This window comes from Microcoleus sp. BM001215392 (assembly GCF_036700185.1).
In the GTDB taxonomy this organism is placed as follows: Bacteria; Cyanobacteriota; Cyanobacteriia; order Cyanobacteriales; family Microcoleaceae; genus Microcoleus.
On the sequence record NZ_JAUBOJ010000186.1, the window covers coordinates 1 to 13,767 of the forward strand.

Here is a 13,767-nt window from a genome sequence, read left to right on the forward strand (position 1 = left end):
CCCTTAAAAAGGGGGACTTTGAGAAGAATCTTGTCCCCCCCTTATTAAGGGGGGCTAGGGGAGATCGGATTCTATGCAGCCTCATAAAAAATTGGTATAACACAGAATGGATTGTAACGATCATCCCGATAAGGGAGAGGCGAATAAGGAAGGCAGTTTTCAGTCGTCAGCCGCCATGTTTGTTTGGGGGGGGGCAGAAGAAAAGTTGGTGGTGCAAAGATGATGTACTTGATGAAAGTATTCGCTTAAAAGCCCAACTGGTAAATTTCCGGAAAGGTCACAACTGCAATTCCTTTCTCCTTCCTTCCTTCCGTAACTCAACCCTCGACTCGCCGTCGCTCCTTCCTCGTAAAGCAGCCGGGAGACCCGGTTCGCAAACGTTCCACTGTCACCCGCGCTCCCATTAACCCTTGGTGCGCGAACCAATACCAAGCGCGATCACTTCTCTTTTTTGTGGGAGGCGATCGTAGTTAGTAGAGTTTGAGGTAAATAGGCGAGCACCCTTTGAATTGCACTCCGGCGATCCCCCCTTGCTTGTATCTCCTGAAGATACGAAAAGCTTCTCGTTCTTAACACTGGTTTCAGAGTGTGCGTCAAGTTAAGAAAAAAACCGTAACCTCCAAAAAATCAGAAATTGACAAGCGGAATCGTCTTATAAGCAGAAGACAGGAAAAAGACAAACTTAATCTTGTCTCCGGTTCAATACCGACGAAAAGTTGGCTTGTTCCCAACTAGGCGAGAACAAGCATTACCTCTGTCAGCAATTGTTGCATCATTAAAAAGTAGAGAGGAAAACATGGGCCGTTCTAACGCAATCGAAGATCAAACAAAAAAAAATCAAGAGTTTCAGGCTTACTTAAATCAGATGGAGAATGATCTCCAAAAACGAGCGGATAAAGCATGGGAGGCAATTAATAAAGATGTTACGGAACACTATTCAAAGTATAATAACGAGTTCTTCGATCTGGCAAAAGGAGAGTACAAACATTTAACAACGTTGAGCGAGTGGTCACTAGATAATGTAAACCGAATGATCGATTCAATCCAAGGCGCACTATTTGGAAAAATCAAAAAAGAGGAGAAAAGTGACGATAAAGATCCGAAGGGCAGTAAAATAATCTCTAAAGAAGAGATAACGAAAAATCCAGAGCTGAGTCAGTCGATGTTAGCATCATCCAGTCAACAGCTATTGATAGCATCAACAGCATTTATGGCTATACAAGGTATACTTGAATCTTTTACGTCTAGCACAAAAACGGAGCTCATGTCAGAAAGTAAAATTGTATCACTTAGCCCCGGGCTAACATTGTTTCTTTACGTCATAGAAAATAATGTTAAGGAGGAACAATTTTTCAAAACAGACCTGATCTGCCAGAACTTTTATCTTTATACGGCAAAAATCTCCATTCGCGAAGCAAAAACGATAGTAGATTTCAACCATTTACAGGCTTTGGCAGACGTGGAAGCGGGGATGGATGTACAACTCCAGAAAATAGCAAAAATAATTGCTGCCCTTGACCCTAGTTCTGAAAAATATGAGGAGCAGCAAATAAAATATGACAAACTTGTGGGAAATCTAAAGAAGTCCCGATCTAACATCCAAGAGGAGATCAACTTGATAAAAGCTGCCTAAAAGCAAAATACAAAAAAAAGAATGACCACAAGGCTCACCCGCCATCACGACCAAAGCCAGAAACCCTTGCCATCTGGAGGGGTGGTAACCTACTACGCACGATGAGAGTCGCCCGTGAGTAGCAACGGAACAAAAGTGTACGTTAAGAATAAAATTTCGACTTCCATTCATGCCCATTTTTCGGGGAAAAGTCTTTTCTGAGATAGGTGTTTTCCTGCAATAACAATCCATATCACAGGAATAGGCGAGGAATAAGCTGGCGGCTACAATTCAGGCAGAGTGAGCATTCGGACAAGCGCGTACATTTCTGTTCTATTGCTACTCACGGGCGTATCTTTGCTGCATAAGGTGGATCGGCAGCTCAACCGTAACTAAAACGATGATAGAGTTCAACCAAATAACAAGCATTGGCAGACGCAGAAACAGTGACCGCTTTCCGCTTTTCCCCAGCAGCAGGTGGAATTACTCAATCGCCACACGATCGCAGCTAGCCCTCTGTGTTGACGACTTTGCCCTAAAACCTTTTTGACGAGTTTGATTAGAACTCTTTCAATGAGAATCCATTTCTCAGGTTAAAACCTAATTCACTCCTTTACTGGAACAGAGTTTAAACGCATGGCTGGTATGACAATGCCTCTAGAAACAATCTGTCTTGAAAATTCAAATCGAACCTTAGTTGTGGGCGATCGCCCTCTGACTATCAACGAAGTAGTTAGTGTAGCGCGTCACGGTTTCCAGGTACGCATCACTGATGCACCTGATATTCTGGGTCGCGTGCAAGCATCCTGTGACTACATTGAGAATGCTGTAGAATCGGGTCAGCCCATTTACGGTGTCACCAGCGGCTTTGGCGGCATGGCAAATGTCGCGATCTCCCGCGAATGTGCGGCGCAGCTACAAAACAACCTGATATGGTTCCTCAAGTCAGGAGCAGGAAAAAGATTGCCTCTAGCTGATATCCGTGCAGCCATGATTTTGCGGCTCAATTCTCATTTGCAGGGGGCATCAGGTATTCGCCTCGAACTGATTGAGCGCATGGCAAATTTCCTCAATGCTGGTGTTACTCCCTATGTCTATGAATTAGGCTCAATTGGTGCAAGTGGAGATTTAGTGCCATTATCCTACATCACGGGAGCGTTGATTGGTTTAGACCAAAGTTATACCGTAGACTTTAATGGAAAAGAACTGGATGCGCTTACAGCCCTCGAACTGCTCGGTTTAGAACGATTGCAGTTACTTCCCAAAGAAGGTTTAGCAATGGTAAATGGCACTTCAGTGATGACAGGCATTGCTGCGAACTGTGTCTATGATACTAAAATTTTATTAGCGCTCTCAATGGGTGTCCACGCCCTAGCTATCCAAGGTTTAAACGGCACTAATCAATCATTCCACCCCTTCATACACAAGCTAAAACCCCATCCAGGACAACTCTGGGCTGCCAACCAAATACTTGATTTGCTGTTAGGTTCACGCCTGATTAGGGAAGAATTAGACGGCTCTAATCACGATCGCGGCTCTCATCCTATTCAAGACCGCTATTCACTACGCTGCTTACCACAGTACATGGGGCCGATTATAGATGGTATTGCAGAAATTCAAAAACAAATTGAAGTAGAAATCAACTCGGCTACCGATAATCCACTGATTGATGTGGAAAATCAAGCCAGCTATCATGGAGGCAATTTTCTGGGTCAATACGTTGGTGTAGGAATGGATCGGCTGCGGTACTACATCGGTTTATTAGCCAAGCATTTGGACGTACAAATTGCCTCCCTTGTCGCCCCAGAATTTAACAATGGACTGCCAGCGTCGTTAGTTGGAAACCCACAGAGGATTGTCAACATGGGGCTAAAGGGTCTGCAAATAGCTGGCAACTCAATCATGCCACTGCTAACCTTTTATGGAAATTCTATAGCAGACAGATTTCCTACCCATGCCGAACAATATAATCAAAATATCAACAGCCAAGGCTTTGCTTCTGCCAATTTAGCCCGGACAAGTGTGGAAATTTTCCAACGATATATGGCGATCGCTCTCATGTTTGGGGTGCAAGCTGTTGATTTACGCACCTATGCAATTGCCGAGCATTATGATGCCCGCGACACCCTCTCACCCGCAACCAGAGAGTTATATATGGCAGTGCGGAACATAGTAGGACACCCTCCTTCTGCTGACCGTCCTTACCTCTGGAACGACAACGAACAATCGCTAGACTTGCACATTGCCCAAATTGCGGCTGATATCGCCTCTGGCGGTCAGATTGTGGCAGCAGTCAACCAAGTTTTGTCTAGCTTGAAAGAAGGATGAAAGCACCATGAACATCGCACAGCACGTAGAACGGGGACGCCACTTGTTTCCTGACAAAATCGCCCTAATTTTTGAAGATAAATCCTATACCTACAAGCAGCTAGACAACCTCGCCAATCGTGCAGCTAACGGGCTGCGGAGCTTGGACATTCACAAAGGCGATCGCATAGCTTTGTTTTTGCCAAATATTCCTGAATTTATCATTTCCTATCTGGGTATTCTCAAAATCGGTGCAATTGCTGTTTCCGTCAATGTGATGCTCAAAAGTGCTGAAGTCAGCTATATTGTCAACGACTGTGCAGCCAAAGCGATCGTTACAACAGAGTTACAAAGCGAGGAAATACAAAAAGCAGACTTACCCGAACTGCAACACATTTTGATTGCGGAAGGTCAAGCTAATAAAAGGATTAGCTTATCAGAACTAATGGAAAATGCTTCAGAAGAAGCGCGTGCTGTGGAAATGGATAGCCACGCTCCTGCTTGTATCCTTTACACATCAGGAACAACTGGTTTTCCCAAAGGAGCGACTCTTTCTCACGGAAATATAGTTTCTAATATTTACTCGGCTAATCACTGTTACCAGATTTCTCAAAATGATAGGTTACTACTTTTCTTGCCTCTGTTTCATTGCTTTGGGCAAAACGCCATTTTCAACAGTGGTTTCAATGCCTGTGCTACTATTATATTGCACCGTCAATTTGACCTAGATCAAATTTTACATATTATTGAAACTCATCACGTCACAATGTTTTTGGGTGTCCCGACAGTGTTTATAAAAATGCTGAATATAGATACCTCTGGCTATGACATGACAAGCGTGCGTTATTACTTTTCAGCAGCAGCACCTATGCCAGTTGAAGTTTCACTAAGCTGGTCAAAAAAGTACGGTTTTGTGATTTACGAAGGCTATGGTTTAACTGAAACATCACCCTTTGCCAGCTATAATCACGGCTTGAAATACAAACTAGGTTCAATTGGAACTCCTATTGAAAACGTGGAAATGAAAATTATTGATGAAGAGGGAAATCGAGTTCCAATAGGCGAGTTGGGAGAAATTGTTATTAAGGGACCAAACGTCATGCTTGGCTATTGGAATCGCCCTTTTGAAACCCAAGAAGTGATAAAAAATGGTTGGTTCCATACAGGCGATATTGGACGGATGGATGAGGAGGGATTTTTCTATATTGTCGATCGATTGAAAGACATGATTAATGTGTCCGGATTCAAAGTTTATCCGACTGAAGTTGAAAATGTGATTTATGAACATCCAGTAGTTGCTGAAGTGGCTGTGTATGGGGTTCCCGATCCAATTAAAGGCGAAAGAGTCAAAGCCTCTATTGTTCTTAAGGTAGGTCACACGATAACTGACCGACAAATTCTTGAATTTTGTTCGGAGAGGATGGCAGTTTACAAAATTCCCAAAGCTATAGAGTTTGTGGAATCAATTCCTAAAAATCCTGCTGGTAAAGTTCTTAAAAGAATTCTCAGGACGGAAAATTTTTCTCCAGCCACGAATCTAATCCCTTTCAGTCTGCTTGGTCAAAACTTTTCTTTTTGAGCAACAGAGGTTTTTCAAAAATATTACTTTACCGAGTTTGGATACCAAAAAAAAATGCAGAACAAATCTCCATTCAAGACAAGTCTGAATATCAGATTAGCCGAAACGGGCGAGGAAAGAGAGCAGGTTTTCAAGTTACGCTATAAAGTTTATATTGAAGAAATGGGAAAAACTTCCCATTACGCCGATTCTCATCATAAAACCATAATAGAACCCTTGGATAACTCCGCCAAAATCCTTGCAGCTTTTTACAACAATCGGCTAGTTGGCACAGCCAGAAACAATTTAGCTAGAAGCTCTAACTTGGAATATTATCCTCAGCTTTATCAAATGGATTATGTAGGCGATGCCCATCCCAAATTTACTTCAATAAGTGGAAAACTGATGGTTCAAAAAGAATTGAGAGGCAACCAAATTGCTCTGCATTTAATCAGAGAAAATTACAGGCAATTACTGCTTGAAGGAATCCGGTTTGATTTTAGCGAGTGTGATTCTGAATTGGTCGCTTATTATAGCAAAATAGGATACAAAAGTATAGGCACTCTGAATCATCCAGAATATGGCGAAGGAACTATTATAATGCTCGATCTACTTGATTTAGATTACCTAGAGCAAATCAATTCCCCATTGAAAGATATTTGTAAAACTTTTCTGGCATGATCGGCAATTCTGTAAAAGTAATCTAAAAACATGAAATCAATTCAAAATTCACCGATTCACGATAAACAGATACTTGTCTGGGCATTCATTCCCTGTCTATCCGTAGAGCAAGATTTTTCTAACGAAGAATTTAATCCTTTATATTTTCAGCAAGAACTAGCCGCTGTTTTTGCAGAACTGGATATGGAATGGAAGTTGAGGTTAATCACCTTAGAAAATATGAAGGCGGTGATTGAAGAGGTTGCCACTTCCCAAGCCCAATATTTTCCAGTCGTCTTGAACTACTGTGCGGGACTAGATGAAGTTGATGGATATCCGGGCGCTTCCGTTGTCAAATTATTAGAAGCTAAGGGTATTCCCTTTACGGGGGCAGATTCTCAATTTTTTAAAATGGGGGACTCCAAGATATTGATGAAACAGGCTTTTGTTGAGGCAGGAGTTTCAACTGCACCCTATGAAGTGATTAAGGATGTCAATAGCATTCGGGGATTGTGCGATCGCCTTGTACCTCCACTGATTGTCAAACCTTCAAGTTCATTTGGCACTAGAGGCATTTCCTTACAATCTGTTATCCACACTGATGAAGAAGCGATCGCTCGATTTCAGCATTTACAGCAAGGAGAACATGGGATGCAAATTTCGGCAGGCAGTATCTTTGTCGAAGGATTTATCAAAGGTAGAGAATTTACGGTTTTACTCGTAGGGAATGCTCAACAGTCAGAGCGAATTGAAGTTTATCCACCTGTAGAAACGGTTTTTCACTCTGGTGTACCTGAAACTGAGCGATTTTATACCCGTGAGTTATGGATAACAGAAGCAGAAGAGCGAACTCTCCCGCCCAATCAAGAACCATTATTTGGTTATCAATTAGCACCGATTGAATTGCACGAGCGACTCGGCGATTTAGCTAAACGTGCTTACTGTGCAGTGGTTGGTACGGGATATGGACGGGTAGATATCCGCATGGATGAGACAACTCAAGAGATGTTTGTTTTAGAGGTAAATCCCGGTCCTGCTATCACCTCCAGATCTCTCACAATGGGTGTAGAAGAGCCAAATACATCCAGAGTTGGTACTATTTTACACCTTGCCAAAATTCCATTTTCTCATCTGATGTCTGAAATAATTACAGAAGCTTTTTCTAGGGATTTCACAAAATTCCCTTCAGTAAATCAGGCAGCGTAAAGTTTGCATCTTAGCAGCTAGTCCATTTCAAGATTGAAGAACCTGTCTTGAGCCATATCAGCGGGTTGGATAGCAAGATGATATCACTATAATCCCGCCCTCTCTACTCTACTCTTTGGCAACAAAATTAGTTAGCTCAACCAACCAACAAGGTGAATACAATGACTTACTCCATCTTCAAAAACGATACCGCTCTAGTGAATGACCACCTCGAATCTATCAAAACGGTGTGTGTAACTGATGAAATGTTGATACCCACCACTTCATACTGGAGTCTTCAAAAATCTATCACTAATCTTCAGGGTCTCATTAGATTCTATTTTCCTTTGGTAGGTCTTTCGGAAGTAGACTTTCCTCAAGTTATGCCTCTCCTCATATTTACAGAAGCGACAATCTATCAGCTTGATGAAGAGTACGAACGCCATGTTGATGATTCTGAGTTTATCTCAGAACACGTATTGACTTTGCGAAATGTATTAATTAAACTCAATCTATTCGACGAAAAAATAGAAACTGAATTATTTACCAATGGATTGACATACTACCGTCTGGAACAGCAGTTTTGTTCGGGAGTAATTCTAACTCAACAAGATATTGATAAAGCCAGTCTATTCAAATGTTTTGATTTCGGTATTTTACAACGAATCTTATTCAAATTAACAGATAAACCTTATGATGAAGAATTTTTACAGACCTGCCGATTGTCAGATCAAATATGCAAAATTTCTTGTGACCTCAGAGACTACAAGGAAGATATTAGCCGCAACGTTATTAACACCTATCGAATTTTTGTTCGTCTCTATGGTGCTGAAGCTCCTCAACGCTTGCATCGCTATATAGAAGACTTGAACTCCAAGTTACAAGAGCGACTCAAATTCCTGGAACAAACTCAACCCGAGTTAGCTAAAAAATTTATTGAACTCTGGAATGCCGATCTGAAATTAATGGAAATGTGGAATGCAGAGACGGAAGAATTTGCAGTGCCAGAAATTCCAGATCCAATCCTAGAAGAAGGTACTACCGTTTCACAATAAATCCTTTTTACTTTATCAAAGGAGGCAAATTGTCAAATCAAACGGCTGATAAAGCAACATCCGAACAAGCAACTCTAACCCAAACTCGTAAAGCTGACCATTTGCGAGTTTGCTTAGAAGAGGATGTACAATTTCACCAAACCACCAACGGACTAGAACGCTATCGGTTTACTCACTGCTGCCTACCAGAAATAGACCGAAGCGAGATTGACCTGAGTACAACCTTTTTCCATAAAAAACTAGGCGCTCCCCTCCTAATTTCCTCCATGACGGGTGGAACGGAACAGGCGAAAATGATTAATCATCGTCTTGCGGAAGTTGCCCAACACTACCGAATAGCGATGGGTGTCGGTTCTCAACGGGTGGCAATTGAAAACTCTCAGGTTGCTTCCACATTTGCTGTACGTTCTATCGCTCCTGATATTCTGTTGTTTGCTAATTTGGGTGCAGTACAGCTTAACTATAAATACGGCATTGACGAATGCTTGCGAAGCGTGGATTTACTGGAGGCAGATGCCCTAATTCTACACCTGAATCCCCTACAAGAGTGTATTCAAACCAACGGAGATACCAACTTTCGAGGACTACTCGCCAAAATAGCGACCCTTTGCCAAAAGCTTCCTGTTCCCGTCATTGCCAAAGAAGTTGGTAACGGCATCTCGGCACAGATGGCTGAGAAACTTATTGAGGCTGGGGTAAGCGCCATTGACGTAGCTGGAGCAGGAGGAACATCTTGGGCAAAAGTGGAAAGCGAACGAGCCTCAGAGCCACGACAACGCCGACTGGGAACAACCTTTGCTGACTGGGGATTACCAACCGCAGAATGCGTCACAACAGTACGGGCGATTTCTCCCGATATTCGCATAATCGCTTCCGGTGGACTTCGCAATGGTGTTGATGTGACTAAAGTTATTGCTCTAGGTGCAGATTTAGCGGGTTTGGCGTTTCCCTTTCTCAAAGCTGCTGTTGAATCTGAAATTGCGTTATCCGACTTAGTGGAAGATTTACTCGCTGAAATGACTACGGTTTTATTCTGTACTGGCAATGCCACGTTAGCTGGCTTGAGAACCCCTAGTGTATTGGAGCGAGTCACCTTTTAATTGAAAAATAAATGAACCTAATTTGGTTTCTCAAAGAACTCAATAAATACATCGCACCCTACCGATGGTTAGCAATTCTTCTCATCGCTCGTGGACTTTTTGAGGCAGCTTTTGAATCCTCAATTAGAATGAGCTTAAAGTTTATTATCGATGCTGCCATTATTCCCCAAAATTACCGTCTTCTGGTTTTAATTCTCCTTTTGCTGGGTGGGGGAGCGATTTTATTTGTATTCATCGGGTTATTAGGAGATTTCTGGGCGACACGGTTTAGCATTTCAGTTATCAACAACATCCGCTCTTCTATGTTTTCTCACCTGCAAAACCTATCTATGGAGTTTTTTGGGCGACGTTCAGCCGGAGATATTGTCAACTGTTTTTCAGCCGATACCGAAAAAGTAGAAAATAGCTTGACCTACGGACTAATCCTAATTTTAGAACTAGGTAGCATTCTATTTTCGGCTATCTTAATGTTGTCCCTCAACTGGCAGTTAGGTCTAATTAGTTGTATTGGTTTAACCTTTTGCACCCTTGCCCCCGCCAAAATTGGTCAAAAAGCTACCGATCAAAACTATCAACTTAGAGAAAAAGAAGGAAAAATTGCTAATGTCATTCAAGAAAATATTCTCTCCCAATCAGTCGTTAAATTATTTTGCTTGCAAAACAGAACCATTAAGAATTTTTCCAAGGATTTGCACGACATAAAGAAAGTTTATCTTAAAGCAAAGTTTTCCTCTTATTTAGTCCAAAGGATTCCGACTCTAGTCTTTGTGTTTGTCCAGCTTGCCGTAATCACTATCGGCGCATTAATGACCTACAGAAACATAATTACTGTAGGTACGCTCGTCTCTTTTCAGGTTTTATTAGTTGGTTTAAATCTAAACATCCTCAGCTTTACGTTTTCCCTTCCCTACCTAATAGATGGGATAGCCGCGATGCAGCGCATCTGCGTTCTGTTAGCTGAAGTTCCGCAAGTCCAAGATACCACTGATGCCATTGAATTACCCATTTTTTCCCGTGAAATTCGCTTTGATAATGTTAGCTTTAACTATTCCTCACAGAGAAAAGGAATTAATAAGCTATCCCTAACCCTCCACAAAGGTGATTTTGTCGTCTTTGTTGGACAATCCGGTGCGGGTAAAAGTACCATCGTTAATCTACTTACCCGACTGTACGACCCAGATATAGGTCGCATTCTATTTGATGAAGTAGACTTGCGATCCTGCACGCAACAATCGCTCCGTTCTCAAATTGGACTGGTTTCTCAGGATGTAATTCTGTTTAATTGCTCGGTGCGAGAAAACATCCGTAGGGGCTATCTACAAGCCACTGACGAACAAGTCGAAGCCGCAGCCAAAGCCGCAGAGATTCACCAATTTATTTTGTCCTTACCTCAAGGCTACGACACACCTGTTGGTGACAGAGGCGGACAGTTATCAGGGGGACAACGGCAAAGAATCGCTTTAGCTAGAGCTTTGGTGAGAAATCCAGCAATTCTGATTCTTGATGAAGCCACATCCGCCCTCGACCCCGCCACGGAAGCCAAAATCCTCACCACCATCGAGCGCATTAGCAAAGAACGCACGGTGATTTTCATCACCCACCGCATAGCTAATGCGTTGCGTGCGGATGTCACGTATGTGATGGAAAACGGCAGCTTGGTGGTGAGTGATTGACACCAATTTTTTATGAGGCTGCATAGAATCCGATCCCCCCCTAGCCCCCCTTAATAAGGGGGGGACAAGATTCCGCTCAAAGTCCCCCTTCTTAAGGGGGATGCGAGGGGGATCGAGATATGTGCAACTTCACATTAAATTGGTATGACACACAGATTTAACTTGTACTGAACATTTTGGAGTTGAAAATTATGACCGACACAAATGATTACAAATGGCTAATCCCCTCTTCTCATGGCCTTGGCTCGAAATCTCTTGAAGAAGAGAAAGAAATCTGGGATAAACACCACGAAGATTATACCAACAACGCTTTCAGCATCACCCAAGACCCCAAAATCTGCAAAAACTTAATCCGTCCAGAGCGTTCTCCCGGCTACGATATTCCCAACTCGCCTCACATCAAAGTCCTAATTCCCGGTTGCGGCTCGGAAATTTATCTTCAGAAAACCTTATTAGAATTTTGCCCCCAAATTGGACAAGTCTACTGTACTGATTTTTCCAAAACAGCGATTGAAAAAGCACGAGCAGATTGGGAAAAAGCAGATGGAGATGGCCGACTCAACAACAAGCAAATTGTGTTTGAGGAAGTAGACTCCACGCGCATCACCGAACAAAAACCGGAGTGGAACGATAAATTTGATTACGTCCTCCTCGCAAATTCCGTGGTTTCCAGCGAGGATAAAACCAACCGCCACATGATTCGGGAATTTGGTAAAGTTCTCAAGCCCGGTGGCAAGATATACGGATATTTTCCAACTACCTTATGCTTCTTAGAAATTGCCTATTTTAGTCGCAAACACGCTCACTGCGTTACAGAAGGATTTATCGATGTCTACGGCAATAAAGTTTGGGATGCTGAGTGGCAAGATCCCCAGATTTATTACACTCCCTTGCGTTTGAATCGCATCTTTAAAGAAGCGGGATTAAAACAACTTTGTTTGCAGATGGAGATTTTGGACTATGAGCCTTTTGTTTCGATGTTTAAAGAGATGATCGATCATGACGACCCGGATATTTTTCTGTGGCATCTTCTAGTTCGTTATGAAAAATAGGACTTAGGCATTTGGGCGAAGCATCGATCCAGATGCTTCGTTTCACTCAGTATGATACATAGGCTTTGCGTAAGTAGGGACACTTCCTTTAGCCTTTCGGAGTGTCAACTTAAGTTTTTAGTCCGCCAGTCCTCCTGCCCACCCGCCAGTCCGCCAGGGGTTGAAACCCCTGTCTCATAGCTAAAGTCCTCTAAAGAGGACTAATCAGGCTTTTCATTACTTAGTATGCTGATTTGAACTCAGATCGTTAGCTGGCAAGGGATTGAGCCTACAATCTATTATTGTTAGATTTTTTAGCCATTTTTGGCTTAATAGCAATAGTTTGACGGCAATAAGCCGAGATTAGCATACCAGGTAATGAAGACCCACTAATCATAAGCTGCTACGCAGCTAAACCGGATAAAATAGCATTGCCTTTATTTTTGATTTTTCGATCCCATTTAATAACCATTTCTCCTTCATTTAATAATCTATGTAGCAATTCCGACAATTCTTCTACTGATTTAAACAGTCGATGTGCTATATATTCTTTCGCTGAATGCCAGACCAATTCAATCAAATTATAATCGGGGCTGTAAGGTGGCAAAAATTCTAAAATAATATGAGGCATTTCGGCTGATATTTGGCTCAGAATATCTTTCTTTTTATGAAAACTAGCATTGTCTAAAACAATTACAATCTTCATTCCAGATTCAGCAAAGTTTTCAGCTTGATTACCCAGTTCTCTCCACTCTTGAACTATCGAATCATTTAAGGCATTAATTTGCTCATAAAACGTATTCGAGTCTCCTCTTTTAATCACAAAATTTAACCTTTTTTTGTCATGATATCTCAACCCACCCATGATATTTACTCTGCCTCTTCTCCTTTGACCTGTTATTTTTTTTCGACGACCTTTCTTACCCCAAGTTTTTCTTCTTATCACTCGCTTTCCTGTATCCACTTTCATCCCAAAACCATACCTGTAAAAGTTCTGGTGTTTGTTTGGTTATTCTTAAATACTCCGACAGCTTCTGTTTAAATACTTCTCTTTCAACGGGATTTTGTTTGTCCTCTAAACTATATTTGGCCCAAATGTAAACGTATTTTTTTTTATGTAGTATCCTGGATATTTGGAACTCAATTTAATTCCTGTGACTTCTTCTAAATATGTTGCTAGTCTGGCTGCCGTCCATCTCCCAAATTCATATCCATATTCTTCCGGATCTTTGTCGATTGTATTTATCAATATTTTTTCATACTCTGGAGTGACTTTGCGAAAATTCCCTGGGCTTCTTTTATCTAAAAAACTATCCAAATTATCTGGGTCGCCATGAACTGACCAATAAGCTACTGTTGTGTAAGCAATCTCCATGAATTCACTAATTTCTCGATAAGTTTTTCCGTCATTTATTAGTAATAAAATTAGAACCTTTTCCCTCACGTAATTATCATCAGACTCTTTTAGTAGTTTAATGAGTCTCTGTTTTTGATTTTGAGATAGATGGTTTTTGGCTGGCATACATTATAACTAATGAGCGCTTATTTTATATTTATATTATACAATCTAGCTGCGTATCAGCTTA

The 13,767-nt window shown here is 41.7% G+C and carries 9 protein-coding genes and 1 pseudogene; 9 read left to right on the top strand and 1 reads right to left on the bottom strand.

Annotated elements, in window-relative coordinates:
• Nucleotides 1-688 precede the first annotated feature (688 nt).
• The 9 genes from QT974_RS19340 to QT974_RS19380 all read left to right on the top strand — a co-directional run bounded on the left by QT974_RS19340 (nt 689) and on the right by QT974_RS19380 (nt 12,202).
• Nucleotides 689-1,633: a hypothetical protein gene (locus QT974_RS19340; RefSeq protein WP_333470053.1), complete on the top strand. Its 945-nt coding sequence runs from the start codon at nt 689-691 to the stop codon at nt 1,631-1,633.
• Between the two features lie 615 nt (nt 1,634-2,248).
• The gene (locus tag QT974_RS19345) at nt 2,249-3,940 is read left to right on the top strand and encodes an HAL/PAL/TAL family ammonia-lyase (RefSeq protein WP_333470054.1); all 1,692 of its coding nucleotides are present in this window, start codon (nt 2,249-2,251) and stop codon (nt 3,938-3,940) included.
• Between the two features lie 7 nt (nt 3,941-3,947).
• The gene (locus QT974_RS19350; RefSeq protein WP_333470055.1) at nt 3,948-5,498 is read left to right on the top strand and encodes a class I adenylate-forming enzyme family protein; all 1,551 of its coding nucleotides are present in this window, start codon (nt 3,948-3,950) and stop codon (nt 5,496-5,498) included.
• 54 nt (nt 5,499-5,552) lie between these two features.
• Nucleotides 5,553-6,158, top strand: coding sequence for an N-acyl amino acid synthase FeeM domain-containing protein (locus tag QT974_RS19355; protein WP_333470056.1), 606 nt, complete (start codon nt 5,553-5,555; stop codon nt 6,156-6,158).
• A gap of 30 nt (nt 6,159-6,188) precedes the next feature.
• Nucleotides 6,189-7,343, top strand: a complete 1,155-nt coding sequence (locus QT974_RS19360; RefSeq protein ID WP_333470057.1) for an ATP-grasp domain-containing protein — start codon at nt 6,189-6,191, stop codon at nt 7,341-7,343.
• 161 nt (nt 7,344-7,504) lie between these two features.
• Nucleotides 7,505-8,377: a hypothetical protein gene (locus QT974_RS19365; RefSeq protein ID WP_333470058.1), complete on the top strand. Its 873-nt coding sequence runs from the start codon at nt 7,505-7,507 to the stop codon at nt 8,375-8,377.
• A 29-nt stretch (nt 8,378-8,406) separates the two neighbouring features.
• Nucleotides 8,407-9,477 (top strand): type 2 isopentenyl-diphosphate Delta-isomerase, encoded by a 1,071-nt coding sequence (gene fni / locus QT974_RS19370; RefSeq protein ID WP_333470059.1) that lies wholly within the window; start codon nt 8,407-8,409, stop codon nt 9,475-9,477.
• Between the two features lie 11 nt (nt 9,478-9,488).
• Nucleotides 9,489-11,150: an ABC transporter ATP-binding protein gene (locus QT974_RS19375; RefSeq protein WP_333470060.1), complete on the top strand. Its 1,662-nt coding sequence runs from the start codon at nt 9,489-9,491 to the stop codon at nt 11,148-11,150.
• A 191-nt stretch (nt 11,151-11,341) separates the two neighbouring features.
• Nucleotides 11,342-12,202 (top strand): class I SAM-dependent methyltransferase, encoded by an 861-nt coding sequence (locus QT974_RS19380; protein ID WP_333470061.1) that lies wholly within the window; start codon nt 11,342-11,344, stop codon nt 12,200-12,202.
• A gap of 382 nt (nt 12,203-12,584) precedes the next feature.
• Here the strand turns inward: QT974_RS19380 and QT974_RS19385 are convergent.
• Nucleotides 12,585-13,703, bottom strand: a pseudogene (locus QT974_RS19385) (IS630 family transposase).
• Between the last annotated feature and the right edge of the window lie 64 nt (nt 13,704-13,767).

What these genes read in the sequence shown, in the direction of transcription:
- QT974_RS19380 (WP_333470061.1), top strand. Translation starts at nt 11,342, where the DNA reads ATGACCGACACAAATGATTACAAATGGCTAATCCCCTCTTCTCATGGC.
- QT974_RS19375 (WP_333470060.1), top strand. Translation starts at nt 9,489, where the DNA reads ATGAACCTAATTTGGTTTCTCAAAGAACTCAATAAATACATCGCACCC.
- QT974_RS19345 (WP_333470054.1), top strand. Translation starts at nt 2,249, where the DNA reads ATGGCTGGTATGACAATGCCTCTAGAAACAATCTGTCTTGAAAATTCA.
- QT974_RS19355 (WP_333470056.1), top strand. Translation starts at nt 5,553, where the DNA reads ATGCAGAACAAATCTCCATTCAAGACAAGTCTGAATATCAGATTAGCC.
- QT974_RS19350 (WP_333470055.1), top strand. Translation starts at nt 3,948, where the DNA reads ATGAACATCGCACAGCACGTAGAACGGGGACGCCACTTGTTTCCTGAC.
- QT974_RS19365 (WP_333470058.1), top strand. Translation starts at nt 7,505, where the DNA reads ATGACTTACTCCATCTTCAAAAACGATACCGCTCTAGTGAATGACCAC.
- QT974_RS19360 (WP_333470057.1), top strand. Translation starts at nt 6,189, where the DNA reads ATGAAATCAATTCAAAATTCACCGATTCACGATAAACAGATACTTGTC.